Here is a 23,558-nt window from a genome sequence, read left to right as displayed (position 1 = left end):
CAACATTGGTCACTTTACCGATCTCCAACATTGCGTTGATTTGTAGTACCATGAGTTTACAAGATCATCCAGGATTCAAGCAGGTACTGCACCTTACTTCGTTCCGGCCTGAGGAGATCCCCGCATTCCACGCTGCACTTCGATTGGCATTGGACCACCGCGGCAAGCTCACCTTGTTACACATCGGTATGGAAGACCATGATCATGTGCCGTGGGATCGATTTCCACATGTTAGGGAAACGTTGGAAGGCTGGGGTCTTATGCCCAAGGATAGTGCGCAGCAAGACGTTTTTACGACACTGGGGATCAAGATCCATAAACATGCTCTTCACGCGAAAGATCTGAAAGAACCCGTGGCGAGATACTTGGATGAAAACCCGAGTGACATGGTAGTAATGGCCACCGAAGGACGATCAGCGCTGCGGCAATTGGTGTCGCCATCGCGCTCGGAACCCATCGCGGATCTATCGAACATACCCACGCTCTTCTTGCCTACCGATGGTCCAACACCCTTGCGCGAAACGGATGGAGCACTCAGCCTGAAGCGGATCCTGATACCCGCGTTGAATGTTGCAACGGCACTGACAGCGATAAGGCCCGTATTAGCATTGGCCCGTTGTTCCGTAGCGCAACCGGTGATCGTACACATTATGCACGTTGGAGACGATGCGCACGCACTGGATGCTTTGCAATTACCGAATATTCCTGAGGCAACATGGGAACGTTCGGTGCTACGTGGAGCAGTTGTGGAAACCATTTCGGAATTCGCAGCAAGCTGGGGACCGGATCTCATTGCCATGGCGACCGATGGCAGGGACAGTTGGAGCGATGCGCTGATGGGCACGACCACCGAACGGATCCTGCGCGGCACCAAGCGCATGATGTTGGCTGTGCCGGGTAAATAGGAACGTTGTGCTCTTCTGAGCAGAACAGTTCGCTACGGATAAGCCCCTTCACAAATTTTTCGCTGTTGCTCAATGAAACCAGGGCACGCCAATGCCCTAAGGAATTTCACGTGATCGCGATCTTTGCGCACATGTGCCCGAAAGCCCCAAAAATCAGGGGTTCCCGGTATTCCTTCCTGCAGGTTGTAGCAACGTTCATGTAGCTTGCCATTCAACATGAAACGCAAGCCGACCGTGCTATGTCCCGGCCAGATCGCGGGCTTTGTTTGGCAGCGATCCCATGCAGCATCAAGTAAACCGGGCTGTTCCATCAAGAACGAAACAAGGCTATCATACGTAGGGTGATGAACGGTGTACGCTGTAGATCCGTTGTTAATGAGCACTCCCTTTTTCTGTGCCTTCAACTCGCGCTTCATCCAATGATCAATTGCTTGCACACGTCCGCTCTCAAGCGCACGAGCGAATCGTGCTGCGTTCTGCGCATGGAGCGTAAACGGGATCACGAAGAAGACGATCATCATCGCCTTCATCGTACCAGCCATCTGCGCAGATCTTCAAGGGCTAGCTGTAAGCGTAGATCGCTTTTCTCTGAGGGCATGTGATGATCCAATGAGAAGTTGTCCAGTGAAAACATCGAGTGTTTCATAAAGAATGCGAATGTCGCTATCAGATCAATTAACCGTTACCGCCAGCGCTAGCGAGAAATTGAAGGATGCGATCTGTGACCTGTTGGAACGGCTTGGGTGAGCTATAAAAAACTCTCCCCGGAGCGCTCGAAATGGCACGTGTAGCCGTTCGGGTTGCGAACCAAATAGTCCTGATGCTCTGGCTCCGCAGCCCAGAACTTCGTGTACGGCTCCAACGTCGTTACCACCTTTGCGGGCCACTTACCTGAAGCATTTACAATGGCGATCACTTCTTCCGCTTCGCGCTTTTCATCTTCATTCTGAAAAAAGATGGTCGACCGATAACTGGAACCGCGGTCGTTGCCTTGGCGATCGATAGTGGTTGGGTCATGCATCCGGAAAAAATAGTCCAGGATATGTTTGAAACTGGTCTGCGATGGATCGTACGTGATCTCGATCCCTTCCGCATGGCCGGGGTGATTCTTGTAGGTCGGGTTCTCATTGGCACCTCCGATGTATCCCACCTCCGTGTCCAGTATACCTGGCCGTACACGGAATAGATCTTCCATGCCCCAGAAACAGCCGCCTGCGATGTATGCCTTTTTCATAACTTCCATTTTAATTCTACTGATCGATCCCGGATAAAACTCATTGGGCTGATGATGACAGTTCCAAAGTTAGCTGTAAGCTAATTGTAATAATTCCCAAAAGACCTGAACGGACGTTGGATCCGATCGTTGGAAGTAGTTGTCACAGAAGATCGTTACTTCCTATCTTCAGCCACCAAAATTCCTTTACTCAGCCCCATGAACGAAGCGATCCGCGCCCTTGAACCGAAAGCACTTTGGAACCACTTTGTCGACCTGAACGCTGTACCGCGTCCGTCGAAAAAGGAAGAGCGCGTTATCGCGTTCGTAAAGAAATTCGGTGAAGGCCTTGGGTTGAAAACCGTTGTGGACCATGCTGGCAATGTGATCATTAAGAAGCCCGGAACCAAAGGGAAGGAAGGGTTGAAGCCGGTCGCGCTGCAAAGCCATTTGGATATGGTCCATCAAAAGAACAACGACACCACTTTCAACTTCGATACGGATGGGATCCGCATGAAAGTAGAAGGTGATAAGGTGAAGGCGGAAGGCACGACGCTCGGAGCGGATAATGGCATTGGTGTGGCTGCGATCATGGCATTGCTGGCATCTACCGATATTCCTCATCCTCCGTTGGAAGCACTGTTTACAATTGATGAAGAAACCGGAATGACCGGTGCGTTCGAATTGAAAGGTGGAATGCTCGATGCACACATTCTTCTGAATTTGGATACAGAGGAGGACAATGAATTGACGATCGGTTGTGCCGGCGGGCTTGATGTAACGGCATCGGGTTCGTATAAGGAAGAAGCCGCTCAGGCTGGTGCAAAAGCGATGCGTTTGGTCGTGAATGGCTTGAACGGCGGACACTCAGGAACCGACATCCACAAGGGTCTGGGTAACGCGAACAAGATCATGAACCGGTTCCTGCTCAACGCACTGGACCAAGGCGTACGTGTGGCAACGATTGAAGGTGGTAGTTTACGCAATGCGATCCCACGGGAAAGCGTTTGCATCATCACCGTACCTACGGATCAGGAGCACGCATTCAAGGCGTCGTTCACCGAACTCAAAACGAAGATCATATCAGAATACAGCACGACGGACCCAGATCTAAAGATCTCACTCTCCCCTACCGAGTCTCCCGCAAAAGTGATGGCACTGGAAGATCAGACCCGGTTCCTACGTGCTGTACAAGCATGTCCCAACGGGATCTACCGTATGAGCCCGGATGTTGAGGGCCTCACGCAAACATCCAACAATGTTGCACGCATTGAAGTGAAGGACGGCCAATACAAAGTGCTTTGCCTTACGCGTAGCTCCGTGAATAGCGAGAAATTGGATGAAGCCAACGCGATCAAAGCCGTCTTCGAATTGATCGGTGCGAAGGTTGAATTCACCGGTTCCTATCCCGGATGGATACCACGCCCGGAAGCCAAGATCGTAAAGCTGATGAGCGACATCTACCGCGAGCGTTTCAAGAGCGAACCACATGTTCTGGCTTGCCATGCCGGTCTGGAATGCGGTATTCTTGGAACCAATTACCCCGAGATGGAAATGATCTCCTTCGGCCCGACGATCCGTGGAGCGCATTCACCGGATGAGTTCGTAGTGATCAGCAGCGTGCAGAAATTCTGGGGGTATTTGTTGGAGGTGTTGGCACGGATCTAGGGCGAGGTAGAGACACCCTCTCAGAACGAACTTATCCGATACGTCTTGCCTTCTTGCTTGAATAAATAACCGTTTCCGTTGGTCTTCTCTTCCAACGCCTTTTCATTCTCGAATAGTTCCTTGAAGTATTCCTGGATCGCCGCATCCGACATGGTCACTTCGCTTCCGTTGGATAAAGCCTCGGCGATGTATGCATCGATCAACTGTGGAAAGGCCTGCGCGAACATGTCCTCTGTGGCGAACACATCGCAACCCACTACCCTATCGCCGGTGACTGCCACAACACCTACAATGTGCTTTACCGATTGCGGTAAACGCCCCAGCCGATCCTTGTACTGCTTTTGCGCTTTCGCGAATTTCTCGTCGCGCGTTACGTCAACATAGCTGCCCGACGGGGCGTTCGCATCATGCTTGGCTACATTCTTCGCTACTTTATCCCAGACCTCGCTTTGATCTTTTTGCACAGCGGCCGCTTTCCGTACCTCTTGCGGAACAACACCCGCCGTGTTATTGAAACCCTTGCCTGTGCCGCCTTCGCTCCAGCGCCCGTGCTCTACACAGAACGCTCCGATGTCCATCGTGGCGCCGGGTGGGATCAGCACATCTTGCGCCAACATGCGATCCTGCTTTCCACCGACAACTACTTCGCCTTGCATTAAGTAGATCGTATCGGTGGATGTGTTCTTCGCTTGTAACGTGTTCACGGTACCCCCACCCTCTTTTTCGCTCACCTTCAATCGTCCATCGGCCAAGGCTTTGTTCATCGGCACGCTTTGGCCGATGTCTTTATGCGCTTCGCGGAATACATCGTTGGCGATGATCGGGTACAATCGCAGCTTTTCGCAGGTGTAACTCGCGTTGGTTTCTTTGCCTACCACTGGTGTAAGATTAGCCGTGTTGTATTGAGCTTGAGCTGCAGTTGAACAGATCAAAAGTGCTACCGCTAATGCGGATATCGTTTTCTTCAGAATTTCCATGTTGGTGTGTGGTTGATCCTTCCCTGTGTTGGTAAGAAGAACATTCAACTGTACACTAGTAGGAGCGTATGGTTCGATCATCTCCAACATTGTATATATTTACAATGGAATGAATTCATCGAGACGCCTATTAAACTTGTCTGGATCTTTGATCATTGCTGCGTTTTTGCTTTCATTCGATACAAGAGCTCAAGTAAATTTCCCTTTCCCGGATAGTGCGGCTGTCTGGGTACAATCCTATTGTACGATCCCGAATACTCCCTGGCCTCCATTGCCGCCAGTGATCTGCACAACGGAGAGCATATCAAGTATCTGCATGAACGGAAGTGACACGTTGATCGGCGGTATTACATACAAGCAGGTGGAACTCTGCAACATGGCATATCTAGGTGCAATAAAGGAGGACTCTTCACGCGTGTTCTTCCTGCCTAAAGACTCGATAGATGCCTTTCTGTTGTATGACTTTAATGTGACCGTTGGCGATACTTTGAGCGATGTATTTGTGGATGGAGGACTGGCATTCAGCGGAGTTTCTCAGTTTCCGCAATTAGTGGAGTACATCGTGACGCAAGTCGATACGATCGAAGGTCGTAAAGAAATAACCTTAGGTCAGCAATGGGGCGGGCCAGAACAAGTTTGGATAGAAGGGTTTGGGTCACCGTACGGTTTGTTCTCAAGGCAAGACCCTATCAACGTTTCTGGTTACTTGGCAGGAATTGACTGCATGAGCCATCTCGATACTATCTGGTTCTTTTTACCCGGAGACATTCAAGCTACCGTGGGCAACTGCACTCCTCAATACCTTGGAGTTACTGACATCTTAGAGCAATCTATTTTATGCTACCCTAATCCAGCATCTGACGAACTCAACTTTTCCCTTCCTACTTCTGTCATTTCTGCTGCCCTTTGTGACTTGCAAGGGCGAAACACTGGGGTTATGATTCCTACCACTTCAGAAAATATTAGCGTTAATATCGGTCATTTGCCTGATGGTGTTTACGTATTAAAGGTACGCTCAAGGCATAACGTCCATTCCATTCGTTTGGTCAAATCAGCAGGAGATGAATAAACTGTATTAAGGTACATTTTACCGCTCAATTCGTCAATTCACTTTCCATCATCCGCTTCAACACTACCAACAAACCCATGGCCAACACCATGATTCCGGCCATGATGTACCATGTACTTGTGTACCCGAATTGCGCGATCAAATTGAGACCTAGGGTATGGCCGAAGATGTGCGCCACGCTCCATGACATGGTGAACAACGCCATGTAGGCACCGGGTGGTCCTTGGTCCGAACGATCATAAGCAAACCTGTTCATGAATGGGAAATTCAGCATCTCCCCTACTGTCATCAACGTCATTCCAACCCACAGGAAACCGATCACTGGGAACCAATTCAACACGGCAAAACTTAGTGCGAACAACACAACACTGATCAATAGGATCCTGTACAGATCGAACTTCCGGTCCTCGCAGAATTTGATCAATGGCATTTCGATCAAGAAGATCAACAAGCCATTCAACCCTAACAGCACGCCGATATACGTTTCACTTAAGTTGTGTACTTCGCTATAGAACAACGGAATGGTGCTGAAGTACTGTAGGAATGGGACACTGATCAACACCATGGTCAGCAAGAACAGCCAGTATGGTCCATCGCTGTAGGGTGACCGTGTAGCTGTTGAACGCGTGGCTTGGTCATTTTGCTGCGCTTGTTTGCGCGGCAACCAGTACAACATGATCCCGACCGCGACCAAACACGTAATGCCATCTACCCAGAACAGGCCGCTGTAACCAAGGCCAGCAATGATCAACCCGCCAATGGCAGGACCCAAACTAAAGCCTAAGTTGATCGCCAATCTTATCAGCGTTACGGCACGCGTCCGGTTCTCCGGTTTGGCATACGCTCGTAACGCAACAAAGATCGCCGGTCGGAAGGTATCCGACACCAATGTAAGCGCGAAGATCCCGAAACAGAACGGTACAAAGCCTTGGACAAATTGCAACAGAATGAATGCAATACCCGACGCAACGAGCGCGCCGATCATGACATCATAGAACCCGAAACGGTCGGTGAGTTTTCCTCCTAACCAAGACCCTAGAACGGAGCCTAGACCGAAACAGCTCATGATCCAACCAACCTGTTCCATGCTCAACCCCATATCCTTGGTGAGGTAGAGCGAAAGGAAAGGTACCACCATGGTACCCGCGCGGTTCACGAAAGTTACCGCCGCGAGCATCCACACTTCGCGGCGCAGCCCTTCGAAGGAATGGATGTAGTAATGATATGCGCGGGAGAAGAACTGCACGCGGCAAACATAGAACAAACGCTAGGGCGAACTTGTTACGTTCTTCAACTCAATGCGGTTGTATAAGACCCAGATCATGATCGATGAAATGAACACTGAGATAAGCGCAATGGGTGGTATCCAGACCGACCAACAAGAAGCACCGGACAACTGATCAAATTCCTTAGATCGGCGAGCGTCGTACCGATCAATGCAGCACGCATTGATCACATACCCGGTTCACTATAGAACAACCAATTTCCCGGTCTGCACCAATGCGCTGTTCTCATACAGCTTGAAATAGTACGTTCCGCTACCCGGCATTTCATGAGCCATGGACACCGTACCAGCCGCAATTGGAATGCTGCCGATCGAGCGACCCGTTACGTCGTACATGTGCAATTGACCTATAGTACCTCCACGTAAACTGCCTTGTATGGTGACCCTTCCGGTACTCGGATTCGGAAAGATCGTTAGTGGATCACGCTCCGAAATAGCATTCGCGCTCACCGTTTGGCAAAGTCCCGGCATGTTCGCATCCAACCAATCGAGTCTTAAGGTGATCCATGCTTTGAATGCCGTGATCTCATCCGCGTAAGTTGTTGGCACAGGGCCAATATCCGGTGCTGGACCGCTAATGCCTAAGATAGGCCATGTTTCAAAGTGACGCGCTTGTGCATTTTCTACACGACCGACAATGCTATCAATGTATTGGAACATGAAAGCCGTATCCAACATCGTTGTCCGGTAATTGGTGTACGTGCAATGGAGTTCATTCCGGAATGCCTCATCCTCCAATAAACGGATATACCAGCCACAGGAATTATTATCCGTTGGGCAATTATTCACCTGATGTGCCCAACCGGATCCATCGATCTGGGATACGATATCACACTCGTAGATGTTCTTCCAAGCCCAATCGAAATCCCAGACAGGGCCAGCCTTTAATTTCGACCCGTTCGAATTTTTGTCCTTGTGAAAAAATACGCTCTTCTTGAAGCCATCCCCATTCCTTGCAACTTCATTCACCAGAAAATAATCAATGAACGACTTAACATCCATGTACTTCCGATAGCCGGTTTCGTTGTCGCTGAAATCCGATGCATAAAGCGTTGTCTCCAAACTGTCCACAAAAGCTGCGATATACGTTTTCTGTTCGATGGTGATCAGATCCTCATCTGGATACTCATAGGTAAAATGGATATCCAGCTCAGGATGGTCAATTGGCGAGTAATTCGACTCGAAACTGTTGCTACTGTTCCAAAGATTCTGACCTATGATATAGCCACCCGTCAGGTCGTCCCCACTAATATCGAATTCCGTGAGCTTAGCGATATCAACGCGCCCAGCATCCCGTTTGATCTTTTCGCCGAATACGTAGATCCCTTGATATCGGTCATTCACGTTTACCTCGCACAAGTGGGTCCGGGGTGCGTATTGTCCCATTTCCTGTGAGATCCGGAAGCTCAATTGGTTCTTGATCAGGGATCGATCATTGAAATTCGATAGAAGCACCCAATCATTTTCCTCCGGCATGTTCAATAGAGAGACGTTCAGGTTCTCACCCAAGGAATCCCTGGTCTCGAATCCATAGGGTCGTTGTAAGTAACCCGCAGAGCTTGCCCCACGCACTTCAATACCAATGGAACCGGAGTAAATGTTAGGTGGGTCAGTGGGATATGTGAGGTTTCCAGCGCCACTGTATGTGATCTCCATCAACGCATCGATCTTGGGCCCATTCGTTATGACCTGCCCCAATGTGTTGATCTCCACGATGGGTAACTCAGAACTCTCAAGCTCTACAAGCTGGGGAGTAGCCACGCACAGCTGGAATGTACCGGTTCCTGTGCCATACCCAAAAGCCTGGATCCAAACTGAATCCCCTGGGGTCAATGATGGTATGAACAAATTTCCATGATATCCTTCACCACCATCATCATCACACCCGCTAGGACTTAGACCAGCGCATGAAGTCCCGGTCCATATTGCAACCGCAGTGTCGTCCAGATCTCCATTATCCGCAGTGTTCACTACAACCGTCCCACCTTCCGGAACGACCATGGCATACCAAACATCATGACCTTCATAACCCGCACACCCAGGATCCAACCCGCTACCAGGTGCCATTGTGTTGTCCACAACTATGCACGTGGTCGAATCAATGGGCAACGCCGAACACGGTGAATAGCCATTCTGTGCTACCACCCATGTTCCAGACCAGAACATAAAACCAATAAGAAATGACGAACGCAAAAGGTCCGTCATACTTGAGCGGGAGTATACCATTGGAGCAAGATGGCGATTTATCTTACGCCAAGTCAATCCAGCTGGCATGAAATACGAGTCCTTCATTGTGTAAAATCCTTAAAATGAGCGTGATCCAGTTGGAATGAACCCACAAATAAAACACTACACGACCAGATCAAGTGCCGTTCATGTTCAGCGGTTGGATCTAGATCCAGTTCGCATCTTATACCATTTCGTCATACAGTCTCGACCAATTTGCTCGCTCTTTTCCAACCATGCTTCTCAATAAAATAGTTCCATAGCTATGGCTATGAAAAGATTTTCTTGATCGCCTGATCAAAAAATAGCTACACAACTTTAGCCGTTTCTGTAAGATGAAATGGTATTAACACGATGAGCTTGCACGATGGGAAAGATCCAGTTCGATCCGGACAAACTGGAAAAGCGCCGTTCCAATCGTCAGCAGGCACTACAAATTCTCAGGCAGCACCTTGACTTCAAGCGCCTCATACGCATCGGGGAAATAACGCTTCAGCACACCGACGTAATAATTGTAAGGCTTATGGTGAAAGAAACTCGGTTCCTTTTTGTATTCGGGCTTGCTTGGCGTTGACGATCCGTCTTCTACGGTTTCATTTCCCGGCTTTGGTTCCACTAAGACCTTTGGATACTCGAACACATCCAGTTCGATCTTCGTGGCCATCGGATAATAGTTCCATTCCTTGCGATAATCCGGCATCACCACTTCGCCAACTGCTCCTTCCACACGTTTTGCTATAGATACATCCGCAGCTCCGGTGATCTTTTCCATTCCACCACTGAACAGATTCAGTAATGCGTTCTTTGCATTGTTCTTAATGCTTTGGCCACCGGTCATCATGGCCAAAATGTTCTGCATCGAGAAGGCGTTGCCCTCGCTGTAGGCGATCGGCATATCCGGTACAGGATCTTCCGGTTCGATGATGCTGAAGCTGGATAGCCTTGTGCAATACTCTCGTTCGTACTCAGTGGCGAACGCCCTATCACCGACCATGGGCGCAGCGAATGAATACGTCTTGAATTCCATGTGGGTCGGAAGTTTACGCCGTGGCAGATGCTCCAAATAGGCACGCATTAAATGAGCTAAAGCACCGCCCTGACTGTGACCGGTAATGATCACATTACTTACACCTAGCTTGTGCAGTTCCTTCAACTGACCGAGAACCTCCTCCGCTATTGTGCCGATCACAAGTGCAAAGCCTGCATGTACCGCAGCGCTGGTATCCTCCGCAAACTCGTAATCAAATCTGTTCCCATTTATCACCATGCGGCCTTCCGCTGGGATCATGCTGGAGTGAACGTTCACCATCCAGCTCATCATACTCGCGGTTGATCCACGGAACTCGATCACGCCAACATTTCCCTTCCTGAATACCTCGAACTTCGTGTCCAATGGTGTAGCCACACTTGAATAGATCCGTGTGTACCCGCCGGGTATCATCTTCTCATCCGAACCATATAGATCAATGAAGGTGTGCGTGTTGCACAACATGATCATATCGCGCGCTTCATCCGGTTGAAAACCGGGCTGTAATTGGCCGAACAGCCCCGCATTGTTCACTAAGAGGATCGAAAAAAACGCGGACAGGATGTTCTTGATCATTCGTGGGTATGGAAATAGTACGTAATGGCAATGAAAAAAGTGTGCCACTAATACATCTCCACAAAGAAAAGACCAGTTCGCCGATCCACGGCTGAATACCACTTAGTATTCGTCTAACGCACCTCCGTTGCAGCCGGTACCGTTTCATCATGGGTCGTGTCCGTCCTTCCCAGAAAATAAAGCGCAGCCATCACAACTACCGCAACTACGATCAATAGGAGCACATTGGTATTCCGCGTCAAACTTCCGATACCCTTCACGTCCTGCGAACTTCCGGGATCATGCGGATAGATCGGATCCAATGGGTCGTTGCTCGTGTGCTTTTCCATGGTAATTCAATTTTAGTTGAAGATACTACAAAAGTGGCACTTTCCCAATTCAGGTCACTCACCTTCAGCCAACTTCTACCCGATCTATTGAATACTCAAGACTGAACAGGATCGTCCATAAATGGAACAGGCGCCCGATCGGAGCGCCTGTTCCGAATTGATCACTAGAGGCTTATTGCACCACTACACGCTTCGCTACGCGATCATTTTCAGTAACAACCCGGAACACATAGGTTCCAGAGGTCACTGTTGCTGGTAGATCGAAACGATAGGTACCGCCTTGTGACAAATTGCGGGTCTCTTGCATTACAATACGACCGGTCAGATCCAGTAGCTCGATCGTTCCCATACCATTCTCTCCATTGAACTGCAACACCAATTCATCTACCGCAGGGTTCGGATAGACGCTCCAGGTCCCGGATCCTCTTCGTAGATCCCGACATCACAGGATGTACCAACAACGCTAACGCTATAACTACCAACTTGACCAACGCTCGGATCCAAAACAACTGGCATCAGATAGGTGCCGGGTTCCAGATCGTTCCAGAAGTAAATGTAGTTTCCATCACCACAGGCCGTGTTGCTGAAACTGGTGAACGTTACCAGGTCACCAGCTGGACAATCCCTGCTGAAGAATCCGAAGACGTTACTGAACACCGGATCCTGTCCACAATAGCTTACTGTAACATCCAAACACACCGTGGTAGTGAAGGCATGCCAGAGAACCGGAGCACCTGCGAATGAAGAGCCCGGTACCCAGTCATTAGCGGCCGTTGCGTTGGTGTTATCTCCATTGAATACCAACGTTTCTCCAAGCACCAGCTCATCCGGTGAAACCTGATCGCAGAAGTCATTGAAACAGCCCGTAGCACTGACCTCAATACTGTAAGCACCGATCGAGTTCTGGCCAGGGTCCAATACCACAGGTATGTAGTAGGTACCCGCCGGAACAGCATCATACGTGTAGATGATATTCCCATCAGCACAGGTGCTGGTGGTACTGAATACCGTTACTTGATCTGCTGGGCATGTGGTACTGAGGAAGCCGAATACGTTGCCGAATACAGGTGATTGACCACAGAACGCAACCGTTATATTCGAACACTGCGTAGTTGTTACCGCATGCCAAACAACAGGTGCCCCACTGAAAGGAGAAGTTGCGACGAAGTCATTCGCAGCCGTAGCATTGGTGTTATCACCCGTAAAGGTGAGCGTTGAACCTACCTCTAGTGATCCCGGCGTAATGGTTGCACACAGGTCATTGAAACAATTCGAGGCATTTACTGTTACCGAGTAAGGTCCCACGGAACCGGCCCCTGGATCAAGCACGATGGGAACGTAGTACGTACCCATCGGTAATTCATTCCAGTTATAGATCACATTACCATTTGCACAAGTTTCCGTGGTAGAAAAATTCACCGTATTGTCTGCCGGGCAATCCGTACTCAGAATTCCGAACACCGTTCCCCAACCTGCAGTGGTTCCACAATAGCTTACTGTGATATTCGTGCAGGACTCCGTTGTGAAGGCATGCCACTTGACCGGTGCTCCAGCAAAAGGTGAGGTTGTTACAAAATCTCCGGTAGGTGTTGCATCCGTTACATCACCTGTGAAGGTCAATGTTTCCCCGACCGAGATCGGGATGGCAGGTGCGTTATTGCAGAAATCCAAATTGCAAGCCTCAGAGCTCAAAAGAATACTGTATGCACCAACGGATCCTTGTGCAGCATCCTTTACTACAGGAAGTTTGTACGTGCCAGGGGCCAAGCTATTCCAGGTGTACACCGTATTTCCGTCGCCACAACTTGTTGTGCTCACATTGGAGAATGTCACAAGGTTATCTGCTGGGCAATCCGTGCTCAAAATTCCAAATACATTGCCCCAAGCTGGAGATAATCCACAAAAACTGACCGTCACATTGGCACAATCAGAAATTGAGAACGAGTGCCAGAGGACCGGTGCACCAGCAAAATTGGATCCTGGCGCCCAATCACCTGTCGCTGTTGCTGATGTATTGTCACCTGTTAGCGTTAGCGAACCCCCGAGCGGAAGCGACTGTGTGATAGCCGCACCGCATGCATCAACGCCTTGTGCTTTGACCGTACCATTCAGGAAAGACCCGATCGATACGGTGATCATGGTCAAAATAGCTGTGTAATTATTCAATGTCATGACGTTCAGGGGATGAATTTACGGCCGCTAATATAGATTATCGATCAGCCCTGGTAAAGCATGGCAACACCTCATATCAACGCGCTAATGTGGAGAACGACCCAGCAAACTACTCCCGTTTTGATGGCCACATCCTCCATATCAGGATCTTCTTTTGAATATGGACACGTATGCACCTGCGGTCAAGCTCAGTTCAGTGAACCAGATCTTTTGCTTGGCTCTAGCTGGGCCGTGGTCCTGCAAAAGAATGTCGCGCAGATCCAGATATCCGGGTTGTACCTGATATTGCAGAAAGAACGTATTGCGCCATTTCAATCGTAACCCCATGGTAGCGGAAGCCCCCCAGCCAGCTAGATGAAGTCTTGTTGCTTGGCGTTCCTCCAGAAAAGTAACATCGGTCCACGGCATTACCATGCCCGCATTGATGCCCAACAACACCCCCAACTGAAGTCGCTGACGCGATCCGGACCAAAAAGGTGCGTGCGTTTCCAATCCAAGTCGCACGAAATTGAGACCGTCCGTATGCTCATAAAGCAAGAGATCCGGGTCAACCACGATCGGTTCATTGGTGTATTCCCGACCATAACGCCAAGAAAGCTCCGGGTCGATGGATCCATCCATAACAGCCACCTGCGGCGCCCGCATTACATACTTCATATGATCCCAGCCCAATGATATGCTCAGATTATCTTTGATATGAAATCCGACCCGAACGTTGAATTGTGGGATCGTGAACTTGCTTGGGTTGAAATACACATCGGGTGAGAACCTTTCAGGATCATCAATGGCCTGTACACCCTTTAACTTGAATTCATACCCCTCTCCCTTGAATGATATATCGGAATCCCGATAGTAGGAACGGTTATATCCCCAGTAAACATAAAAGGTGTGCTTAAGTGGGCGTGACGTGAATTGCGATACACCGGATTGGGCTGCAACCAAGTTACCGATAGCGATAATGAGGACTGTCAGGGACTGTTTCACACCTGCGAATTTACCTCTCTTTTATGCATGCGAACAGTTCGGTTCCGAGCAAGTACCAGTCGTGTCCTATGCTTTAACAATTTGGTGATCAGAAAAAACGTAGGCCGCAGCTCTTTGTGGGTGTCAGCGTCGCAAGGGTTCAACGCGCTTTATGCGCACTTTCATCACGTTGATACGTAGCTTGCGCTCATCAGAACCACTTTATGCTTTCAGTACCAGTTAACACGGACCCCACATACGTAGAACCCACCAGCTATTCAGCATTGGACCGGTTCTTCTTGAAGTTGATCCGGGATAAGCGTGATCTTCCATTCGTCTATCTGCTCCTTCGCGTTACCGTAACATTGATACCAATGGCGGTGCTTCTGTACATGCCATTCGTACCCACGTGGTTATGGTGGGTCATTGCTTTGACCTATCTGTTCATAAACAACATCACGTATAAAGGTCCATTCGGGTTGATGTTGCATTGTACCACCCATCGTCCGTTCTTCAAGAAGGAATACGGTTTCCTCAATCAATACCTACCCTGGGTCCTAGCGCCTTTCTTCGGACAATCTCCGGAAACGTATCGCGCACACCATGTAGGAATGCACCATGTAGAGAATAACCTGGAGTTGGACGAAAGTAGCACGATGCCCTATCAGCGGGACTCGGGTATGGATTTCCTACGGTACTACCTGCGTTTTCTATTCACTGGCATGTGGACGCTCGTGGCGTATCTGATCGGTCGTAAAAGGAATAAATTGGCGATGCAAGCAGCACGTGGTGAATTCCTGTTCTTCGTTTTCTGTGGATTGTTGTGCTTGGTCAATTGGCCGGCAACCGTTGTCGCATTCATCCTACCGTTCATCGCATTCAGATTAGTGGCCATGGCAGGCAATTGGACGCAGCACACCTTTATTTGTCCGGATGAACCTGGGAACGACTTCAAGAACAGCATCACCTGCATCAATGTAAAGTTCAATCATAAATGTTGGAATGACGGTTACCACATCAGCCATCACATCGACCCAACGATGCACTGGACCGAACACCCCAATTATTTCCACACGCACTTGAATGACTTTGCGAAGAACCGAGCTGTAGTATTCTCTGGATTGAATTATGGGCATGTCTTCCTGCTGTTGATCAGGGACCGTTATGATATTCTTGCCAAACACTTCGTGAACGTGGGCAACGTCCATTCTTCCGAAGAAGAAGTCATGGCATTCCTTAGGAGCCGAGTACAACCAATTCCGTTCACCGGACAGAGGATCGTAAAACCCATTCCTGCATGATCCTGTATGAAAAAGGCCGGACCTTCTTTCGAAGACCCGGCCCAATTTCAAATCAGATCGTTCCTATTTGAACAAATTGCCAAGCATGCCTTTGGCAACGTCAGCAATTCCACCACCATTACCGCCTAGCAGACCTTTTAGCATATCCGCATTGCCACCGGACTTTTCCGTGATCAAATTGGTCAACATGGGGAGCAACATCGCGCTAACATCACTGGCCTTACTGCGATCCAGACCTACCTGACCGGTAAGCTTGCTCAATAATACGGTACCAATTTGGCTTAGGATGCCATCGGCACCAGAGCTGTTATTAGCACTGCTGAAAAGGTTCATGACATCGTCCATACCAAAGCCATCGCCGCCACTAAGCACTTCTTTTGCGCTATCGGCAGCTGCCGTGATGGACCCATCCGTTTGTTGTTCATTGAGGCCCAAATTGCTCATAAGCGCTGAACCTGCTTGTTCCTTAAGGGAAGAAATTATCTGATCGAACATCGTTGTTTAGTTAGGTTCTAGTTTCGACGAGTAACCGATCGATCCGTCACTTGCCATCATGAATTACCCTGTAAGTTCGCCGTATCGTTCTTGTTATGCAATTTCGCACCGTTCCAAATGGTTCGAACGAACTAACTTACATTCCATTCGCCCCCTGAACCGAACGAACCACATTTCCATGAGTGACGGCCACGTACATAGCACAGTTGAAGAAGGTATTGCAACCATTTCATTCCACCATCCCAAAAGCAACAGCCTACCTGGGCATATTCTCAGAAGCATTGCAAGCGCTATTGAAACAGCGGGCAATGACACGAATGTGCGCGTTATCATTCTCCAAAGCGAAGGCGAAAAAGCCTTTTGCGCTGGTGCAAGTTTCGATGAATTGTTGGCCATTGATGACATTGCAGCAGGCACTGTTTTTTTCAGTGGCTTTGCCGCAGTGATCAACGCAATACGCAAGGCTCCGGTATTTGTAATTGGACGTATCCACAGCCATATCGTTGGTGGTGGTGTGGGCTTGGCTTGTGCTGTGGACATTGCCTATGCTCATGAAAACGCATCCGCCAGGCTCAGTGAATTAGCGATCGGAATTGGTCCGTTCGTAGTGGGGCCAGCAGTTGAACGCAAGACCGGCAACGGGGTTTTCGGGCTATTATCGGCTACCCCTGCAACGCGGCGTAGTGCTGCGTGGTGCGTGCAGAACGGGATCTACGCGGAACTATTCCCGACCATGGACGCGCTCAACAGCAAAATTGAAGAGCACACGAAAGAATTGTCCACCTATAGTCCTGAGGCAATGGCGGAATTGAAAAAGATCATGTGGCGTGGTACCGAGGATTGGGATACCTTACTCGCTGATCGGGCCGCAACCAGTGGCCGGTTGGTACTGAGCGATTTCACACGGAACGCCATCGCGAAATTCAAAAACAAATAGGCACCAATACGCCAAAAAACGAGGAACATGCATTGCAGCGCGACCAACATCGATCCAGTTCGGAACACTATCCATAGCAACCAACCCATGTTCAAGGGGATACTGCTCTACCTTTTCTTGTTGCTGTGCGCATGTATTCCTTTTCATACTGCTGCGCAGAACGCCCCGCCTAGCGTACAAATAACGAATGTGATTTTGGATGAAGGATCAGCAATGATCACGGTGGAATATGATCTGATCGACCCTACCAACGACCTGTGTACCGTTATGTTCTCAGCATCACAGAATAATAGTGAAACATTTCTAGCGGACGTTACAACCGTTACTGGAGCGATCGGGAACAACATTGCACCGGCATCCGGCCTTTCGATCAGTTGGAATTATACTGGAATTCCGTCACTTGGGTCGGTGATCGTCAAGGTGGTGGCTTATGATGACAACACGCCTGATATTCAGGAAATGGTTGATCAGGTCACTGAGCAGATCATACAAGATCGGTTGGGATACATTGCGATCCCGCGCAACCATGTCGCTGATCCGGACGGACTGCAAGCCGTACGTGATTCGATCTGGAACACGTTCAGCATGCCTGGCTTTCAACGATCCTCAATTGCAGTGCCGTTCGGAGCTGCCCAAGCTGACAATGTAGTTGGGCGTAAACCGGGATGCGTGAACGAGGCAAGCACTTTTATAGTGGATGCACATTATGACGCAGTGGCCAACGTTCCAGGCGCAGATGATAACGCTACCGGTGTTGTCGCGACGATGTCCATTGCTCGCATTCTTTCGCAATACAATTTCAAGAACAGTCTGCGGTTCCTAGGCTTTTCATTCGAAGAACAAGGACTGATCGGTTCACAACATTATGTACTGAACAGTATTCCAGCGTGGGAACAGATCAACGGCGTGTTGAATATGGAAATGATCGGCTTTTATAGTGATGAACCGAATAGCCAAGAGGTGCCACAAGGTTTCAACATTCTATTTCCGGATGCCACCACAGCAATTGAAGCCAATGAGAACAGAGGTGATTTCCTGACCGTTGTCGGCAATGTGGCCTCCCAAGCGTTGATCAATAGTTACCTGACTGCGAGCAGCACATACGTATCTGCTTTACGCACCATTGCACTTGCGGCACCGGGCAACAGCGAGATCGTGCCAGACCTTCGCCGCAGCGACCATGCCGTGTTCTGGGATAGCGGAAGACAGGCGCTGATGCTTACGGATGGTTCCAATTTCAGGAATCCCAATTACCATACAGTGAATGACGCAATAGCCACGATCGACATCCCCTTTCTTACCAATTGTACAAAAGCCACACTTGCCGCCGCAGCACTACTTGCAGAACCGATCAATGCGGGTATGGATACTGCCAGCTTGCCCGGCTTTACAAGGTTGCCGGAGCGTTACGAACCAAGTCCATTAAATGCAGTTGTTGCTCCGAACCCTGCGCACGATATGATCACCGTGCAGTTACCAGACCATAATGGTAAACAGATCTTCGCTGAACTTGTTGGCCTGTCCGGTAAAACGGTCTATCGCAACACCTTCCAATCTACGATCGGTAACGGAATTTTTACATTCTCTGTTGAGGATCTACCTACAGGATCCTACTTGCTCAAACTCTCAATTGGCACACGAACGACCACCCTGAAAGTGGAAGTGAATTGATGCCTACCGCAAACGATCTGCACTTCGCACCAGCGCATCATCGGCTTTTATGGAGCGCTCTGCCAAAACGCACAATACCAGTATAGCGAGCGGCATGTAGAAGGATAGACCGTACGTGCTCACCAGCACATGATCCACCATGAGATAAGCCTGTACGGAATTGTCCGTGATGAACATGAATGCTGTTACCGCGAGGGTCAATAGGAATGCGGCCCGTACGAAACGCATTTGACGCGTTCTGTTCTTGTACAGGAAAATACAGAACAGCAACCCAGCGCCGATAACGGTCAATATTGCCGCGAATGGGATCCTGAGACCGACATCCGCCACCTCTACCCCATCTTCTGCGTAGAGCCCGAGAGTCTTTAATTGGTACGTTCCATCATTGCGCTTGTATGATGATATTGGAAATAGCCATGTGGCAAAGGCCAATAATGCCGCTAGTAAAAGAAACAAGGATTGCTTGCGTTGTATCATTCGAGGGTCTACGTGCGTGGCGGAGCGGCGAAAATACCGGCTACGAATTGAAAAAAGAAGATCCCTAATGGGACCAGCCAGCAAAAATGCAAAAAAACCATTGCCATTATCATATTATCCCCGTAACATTGCATTCGTATTGCACTGGCCGGACTATCCGTCTTATTGACGCCCGATCCACTCCGAGTCGGTTCTTTTGTCCCTTTATACTGTAAGTTGACTGAGCCTATCAGGCTTTTCTTTGGACCCGAACCCGGGTGACCCACGAACACTTTACCATTTATTCGTCCATGTACGACCAGAACGCGTTGAGCGCAATGAAACTCTCCGAGCTAAAAGAGATCGCAAAAAAGCTCAATCTTAAAAAAGCAGATACGTTGCGTAAACAGGATCTGATCACCACGATCCTTGAAGAAGAAGCGCGCGATGCTAAACCAGCGAAGCCAAAGGGGCCGAAATTCGTTGAAGATGATACAGCGATCCTTGCATTGGCCACTGCTGATGAAGAGGAGACTGAAGAAGATCCCGAGCAAGAGCTACCATTGAAAATGGGAGAAGAAGAGGACGATGACGATGATGACGATCAGGATGATGAAGATGATGAAGATGGGGATGATAATGATGACGACCAAACTGAAAACGCGCGTGATACTGGTGAGAAAGTTAGTGATCGGGTGAATCCGAAAGATGATGGCGCTGCTGATAGGAAAAGAGCACCACGCGAGCGAACGGATAGCGATCGACGAGAACAACCTCGCAATGACCGTAGCCGGAATGAGGACCGTGAGAGTCCCAAGAACGAGGACCCGCAGCAACGCCAGAATGAACACGGTGATCGAAATGATCGGCCGGATCGCCGTGACCGACGGAACCAGGGTGAACAATCTCCTCGCAGCGAACAGGAGCAACGTGGACCAAATGACCGTAACCGAAATGAGAACCGGGACCGCGGATCAAATGACAACAGGAATGATCATGATGGCCAACGCAACGATCGCAATCAACGCTCGGAAGGGCGCAACGAGCCTAGGACCGATCAGCGCAACGAACCTAGGACAGACCAACGCAACGAACCTAGGACTGACCAGCGCAACGAGCAACGCCCACAACGCGAGCAATTCAATTTCGATGCTTTCGTAGAGACCGAAGGTGTGTTGGAAATGATGCCCGACGGTTATGGTTTCCTGCGCAGCAGTGACTATAATTACTTGGCCTCACCGGATGATGTTTACGTTGGTCAGCAACAAGTGAAACAGTTCGGACTGAAACTCGGCGATACCGTAAAAGGCTATGTTCGCCCACCACGTGAAGGTGATAAATTCTTCCCGCTGGTAAAGGTGGATACCATCAATGGGCGAGATCCGGAATGGGTGCGTGACAGGGTTCCGTTCAAATTCCTTACTCCGCTTTTCCCGGATGAGAAATTCAATCTGGTCGCGAAAGAGACGAATGTGAGCATGCGCGTTCTCGATCTTTTTGCACCGATCGGAAAAGGTCAGCGTGGATTGATCGTTGCTCAACCGAAGACCGGGAAAACGGTGCTGTTGAAGGACGTGGCGAACGCTATTGCATCCAACCACCCGGAAGTGTATTTGATCGTACTATTGATCGATGAACGTCCGGAAGAGGTGACCGATATGGCCCGTAGCGTGAATGCGGAAGTGATCGCCAGTACATTCGATGAACCAGCATCACGCCACGTGCAGGTTGCTGGCATTGTTCTGGAAAAAGCAAAAGCCTTGGTAGAGTGTGGCCACGATGTGGTGATCCTGCTCGATTCCATTACACGTCTTGCACGTGCGTATAACACGGTGCAACCTGCTAGTGGTAAGATCCTTTCCGGTGGTGTGGATGCCAATGCATTGCAAAAACCAAAACGTTTCTTTGGTGCGGCACGTAAGATCGAGAACGGTGGTTCATTGACCATTCTTGCTACTGCACTTGTGGAGACCGGCAGTAAAATGGACGAGGTGATCTTCGAGGAATTCAAAGGAACCGGTAACATGGAACTGCAACTGGACCGTAAGATCAGCAACCGCCGCATCTTCCCTGCCATCGACATCATGGCCAGCGGTACACGTCGCGACGATCTGCTTCACCACAAGGACGTGTTGCAACGCACATGGATCCTGCGTAAACACCTTGCTGACATGAACTCCGTGGAAGCCATGGAATTCGTGAAAAAGCACATGGAGGGAACCAAGAGCAACGAAGAGTTCCTGGTGAGCATGAATGGTTAAATTAGCCAGTGATGATCAAGAGAAGGTATCATGTCCTAATTGACACGTTCTCCTTGCTATGGCCCTAACACTCTTCGCTGCTATAGCTGTAATTGCTCTGCGACTATTCCTTTTCTATTCCGGAAACCCGCCGGAGGGTACCGACTTCATGTTGGTGCATTTTTTCGCGATGGTCACGTTGATCTATTTCACAGGGCACCGCATGTTAGTGCGCGACCGTACCACTCGTTTCCCGGACCTGATGCGGAACGAGTTCAGCAATGCTGCGATCTATGCCTTGATCATGGGCGTTTTCCTTTACCTATACTATACGTTCATCGACCTGGATGAATTTCCGCAAAAGATGGAAGAACGCATAGCTGCATTGGTAGCTGCGGGCAAGACCGAAGCAGATGCACGCGAAAGCCTTTTGGTCATGTTCACACCATTCAACTACGCGAGCATTACGTTCTTCACATTGCTTGCGGTTGGGGCATTCAATGCATTGGTGATCGCGGCAACCCAACATAAATTGTTACGCCGGTTCATTCGGTGAGTATGTGGATCGAGTTGATCGCCGCAGCAGCTCTAAGGATCGGGCGATCATCTCAAGTGGCATTGTACTAGCGGATGATCTCACGCAATGAATGCCTCGCTCATGGCTTGAAGGTCCAGGCCGCCGAAGTTGCCACTGCTCATCATAAGTAGAACACTTTTTTCACGCGCATCCTTTCGTACAGCGCCCATTACAGCAATAGGGTCATTCAGCACTTCTACTTCACGCGCAAATGCTCTTTGGATGCGTTCAGGCGGAATGGATGGTAACCGTTTGAGCTGAACGGCATGCGGATCATAGAATACAATAGCACGGTCAGCATCATCCATGCATCCTGCATATTGATCCAGAAAATTTTCACTGAGACTACTGTAGGTATGTAGTTCCATGCAGGCTACCAATTGCCTATCCGGGAATTGCTCGCGTACCGCTTGTACCGTGGCTTTCAGCTTGCTGGGTGAATGTGCGAAATCCTTATACACCACCCTACTCGGCGTTTCCGCCAATTTCTCCAATCGCTTTGCCGCTCCGTGGAAACTACCGATGGCTTCATAGAACTGTTTATCGCCAATGCCGAGTAAATGGCAAACATGACGAGCGCCTTCCAGGTTCTGCAAATTGTGTTTACCGAAAACCTCTAAAGGCAAGTCTCCTTTCGAGGTGATCAACACCGTTCGACCTTCATCTATTCGATGCGGTGGAATACCGTATGGAACGCGATCCACGTTGACGTCCTTGGCTTCGCAGAGGTTCCGGACCTCGCTATCTTCTTGGCAATACACAAGTTTACCACCGGGCTCGATGGCATCGATGAACAGCATGAACTGCTCAACGTAACTCGCGAATGTTTTGAAGACGTTGATGTGATCCCACGCTATTCCGCTGATCAGTGCGATATCAGGTTTGTACAAATGGAATTTCGGGACAGGCTCCAAGGCCGATGCGAGGTATTCGTCCCCTTCGATGACCGCTACTTTGCTGGTCTCGCTGAGCTTCACCATGCAATCGAATCCGTCCAACTGCGCGCCAACGAGGTAATCGAATTCCACCCCCGCATGCCGCAACACATGCACGATCATGCTGGTTATGGTGGTCTTACCGTGGCTTCCGCCGATCACTACGCGTGTCTTATTCTTTGTGCGCTCGTAGAAATAGGTGGGGTAGCTGTAGATCGGTATACCCAATTCTTGTGCGCGGATCAGTTCGGGGTTATCCAAGCGCGCGTGCATCCCAAGGATCACCGCTTCCAATCCAGAGTGGATATTACTTGCATCCCAACCCAGTTTATCCGGTAACAGACCCAATCGTTCCAAGCGCGTGCGGCTTGGCTCAAAGATCTCATCATCGCTACCTGTCACCTCAAACCCCTGCTGGTGCAAGGCAATTGCCATATTGTGCATGGCGCTGCCGCCTATCGCGATGAAATGTACGTGACGCATGGCACGAAGATGATCCGTCCAGACCGACCATTCGACGCGAAATGACAGAGATC

The 23,558-nt window shown here is 49.6% G+C and carries 22 protein-coding genes; 8 read left to right on the top strand and 14 right to left on the bottom strand.

Translation table 11 applies throughout. The features are described from left to right. Window positions 1-50: 50 nt before the first annotated feature. Window positions 51-905, top strand: a complete 855-nt coding sequence (locus IPF95_12155; protein ID MBK6475440.1) for a universal stress protein — start codon at window positions 51-53, stop codon at window positions 903-905. Between the two features lie 32 nt (window positions 906-937). Here the strand turns inward: IPF95_12155 and IPF95_12150 are convergent, their stop codons facing one another. Further along, window positions 938-1,447, bottom strand: a complete 510-nt coding sequence (locus tag IPF95_12150; GenBank protein ID MBK6475439.1) for a hypothetical protein — start codon at window positions 1,445-1,447, stop codon at window positions 938-940. Between the two features lie 206 nt (window positions 1,448-1,653). Next, on the bottom strand, window positions 1,654-2,148 hold the full coding sequence (gene msrA, locus IPF95_12145; GenBank protein MBK6475438.1) for a peptide-methionine (S)-S-oxide reductase MsrA: 495 nt from the start codon (window positions 2,146-2,148) through the stop codon (window positions 1,654-1,656). A 189-nt stretch (window positions 2,149-2,337) separates the two neighbouring features. Here msrA and IPF95_12140 point away from each other — a divergent pair, with 189 nt between their 5' ends. Then, window positions 2,338-3,786 (top strand): aminoacyl-histidine dipeptidase, encoded by a 1,449-nt coding sequence (locus tag IPF95_12140; GenBank protein MBK6475437.1) that lies wholly within the window; start codon window positions 2,338-2,340, stop codon window positions 3,784-3,786. A 20-nt stretch (window positions 3,787-3,806) separates the two neighbouring features. Here the strand turns inward: IPF95_12140 and IPF95_12135 are convergent, their stop codons facing one another. Together IPF95_12135 and IPF95_12130 are read right to left on the bottom strand one after the other, a co-directional pair. Further along, window positions 3,807-4,853: a hypothetical protein gene (locus IPF95_12135; GenBank protein ID MBK6475436.1), complete on the bottom strand. Its 1,047-nt coding sequence runs from the start codon at window positions 4,851-4,853 to the stop codon at window positions 3,807-3,809. 147 nt (window positions 4,854-5,000) lie between these two features. Further along, window positions 5,001-5,141: a hypothetical protein gene (locus tag IPF95_12130; GenBank protein MBK6475435.1), complete on the bottom strand. Its 141-nt coding sequence runs from the start codon at window positions 5,139-5,141 to the stop codon at window positions 5,001-5,003. On the opposite strand from IPF95_12130, the gene IPF95_12125 reads away from it, so the two are divergent. After that, window positions 5,140-5,832, top strand: coding sequence for a T9SS type A sorting domain-containing protein (locus tag IPF95_12125; protein ID MBK6475434.1), 693 nt, complete (start codon window positions 5,140-5,142; stop codon window positions 5,830-5,832). The two genes, IPF95_12130 and IPF95_12125, sit on opposite strands and share 2 nt — an antisense overlap. Window positions 5,833-5,857: 25 nt before the next feature. Here IPF95_12125 and IPF95_12120 read toward each other — a convergent pair whose 3' ends face one another. The 7 genes from IPF95_12120 to IPF95_12090 form a co-directional block, all read right to left on the bottom strand. Next, the gene (locus IPF95_12120; protein ID MBK6475433.1) at window positions 5,858-7,009 is read right to left on the bottom strand and encodes an MFS transporter; all 1,152 of its coding nucleotides are present in this window, start codon (window positions 7,007-7,009) and stop codon (window positions 5,858-5,860) included. A 291-nt stretch (window positions 7,010-7,300) separates the two neighbouring features. Further along, window positions 7,301-9,343, bottom strand: a complete 2,043-nt coding sequence (locus tag IPF95_12115) for a CotH kinase family protein (protein MBK6475432.1) — start codon at window positions 9,341-9,343, stop codon at window positions 7,301-7,303. 430 nt (window positions 9,344-9,773) lie between these two features. Beyond that, on the bottom strand, window positions 9,774-10,946 hold the full coding sequence (locus tag IPF95_12110; protein MBK6475431.1) for a lipase family protein: 1,173 nt from the start codon (window positions 10,944-10,946) through the stop codon (window positions 9,774-9,776). Between the two features lie 113 nt (window positions 10,947-11,059). Beyond that, window positions 11,060-11,275, bottom strand: a complete 216-nt coding sequence (locus IPF95_12105) for a hypothetical protein (protein MBK6475430.1) — start codon at window positions 11,273-11,275, stop codon at window positions 11,060-11,062. A 172-nt stretch (window positions 11,276-11,447) separates the two neighbouring features. Further along, entirely contained in the window at window positions 11,448-11,651 is a 204-nt protein-coding gene (locus IPF95_12100; protein ID MBK6475429.1) for a T9SS type A sorting domain-containing protein, read from the bottom strand. A gap of 8 nt (window positions 11,652-11,659) precedes the next feature. Then, a complete protein-coding gene (locus IPF95_12095) occupies window positions 11,660-13,447 on the bottom strand; it encodes a hypothetical protein (GenBank protein MBK6475428.1) in 1,788 nt (595 codons plus the stop codon). Window positions 13,448-13,588: 141 nt separating this feature from the next. Continuing rightward, a complete protein-coding gene (locus IPF95_12090; GenBank protein MBK6475427.1) occupies window positions 13,589-14,431 on the bottom strand; it encodes a hypothetical protein in 843 nt (280 codons plus the stop codon). A gap of 203 nt (window positions 14,432-14,634) precedes the next feature. Here IPF95_12090 and IPF95_12085 point away from each other — a divergent pair, with 203 nt between their 5' ends. Further along, a complete protein-coding gene (locus IPF95_12085; protein MBK6475426.1) occupies window positions 14,635-15,711 on the top strand; it encodes a fatty acid desaturase in 1,077 nt (358 codons plus the stop codon). A gap of 63 nt (window positions 15,712-15,774) precedes the next feature. Here the strand turns inward: IPF95_12085 and IPF95_12080 are convergent, their stop codons facing one another. Further along, window positions 15,775-16,206, bottom strand: a complete 432-nt coding sequence (locus IPF95_12080; GenBank protein ID MBK6475425.1) for a hypothetical protein — start codon at window positions 16,204-16,206, stop codon at window positions 15,775-15,777. A gap of 178 nt (window positions 16,207-16,384) precedes the next feature. Between IPF95_12080 and IPF95_12075 the strand changes: the two genes are divergently transcribed. Both IPF95_12075 and IPF95_12070 read left to right on the top strand, forming a co-directional pair. Beyond that, window positions 16,385-17,143 (top strand): enoyl-CoA hydratase/isomerase family protein, encoded by a 759-nt coding sequence (locus tag IPF95_12075; GenBank protein MBK6475424.1) that lies wholly within the window; start codon window positions 16,385-16,387, stop codon window positions 17,141-17,143. Between the two features lie 87 nt (window positions 17,144-17,230). Continuing rightward, window positions 17,231-18,814, top strand: coding sequence for a M28 family peptidase (locus IPF95_12070; GenBank protein MBK6475423.1), 1,584 nt, complete (start codon window positions 17,231-17,233; stop codon window positions 18,812-18,814). Between the two features lie 3 nt (window positions 18,815-18,817). Here IPF95_12070 and IPF95_12065 read toward each other — a convergent pair whose 3' ends face one another. Continuing rightward, complete coding sequence (locus IPF95_12065; GenBank protein MBK6475422.1) at window positions 18,818-19,291, bottom strand: DUF4293 domain-containing protein; 474 nt, start codon at window positions 19,289-19,291, stop codon at window positions 18,818-18,820. Window positions 19,292-19,581: 290 nt separating this feature from the next. Here IPF95_12065 and rho point away from each other — a divergent pair, with 290 nt between their 5' ends. Next, the gene (gene rho / locus IPF95_12060; protein ID MBK6475421.1) at window positions 19,582-21,531 is read left to right on the top strand and encodes a transcription termination factor Rho; all 1,950 of its coding nucleotides are present in this window, start codon (window positions 19,582-19,584) and stop codon (window positions 21,529-21,531) included. A 58-nt stretch (window positions 21,532-21,589) separates the two neighbouring features. Continuing rightward, window positions 21,590-22,066, top strand: a complete 477-nt coding sequence (locus tag IPF95_12055; protein ID MBK6475420.1) for a DUF4199 domain-containing protein — start codon at window positions 21,590-21,592, stop codon at window positions 22,064-22,066. Window positions 22,067-22,146: 80 nt separating this feature from the next. On the opposite strand, the gene IPF95_12050 is transcribed toward IPF95_12055, so the two are convergent. Then, window positions 22,147-23,505: a peptidoglycan synthetase gene (locus tag IPF95_12050; protein ID MBK6475419.1), complete on the bottom strand. Its 1,359-nt coding sequence runs from the start codon at window positions 23,503-23,505 to the stop codon at window positions 22,147-22,149. Window positions 23,506-23,558 lie beyond the last annotated feature (53 nt).

It is taken from the genome of Flavobacteriales bacterium, from assembly GCA_016704485.1.
Taxonomy (GTDB): Bacteria; Bacteroidota; Bacteroidia; order Flavobacteriales_F; family PHOS-HE28; genus PHOS-HE28.
This window is presented reverse-complemented; position numbering and strand designations above follow the sequence as displayed.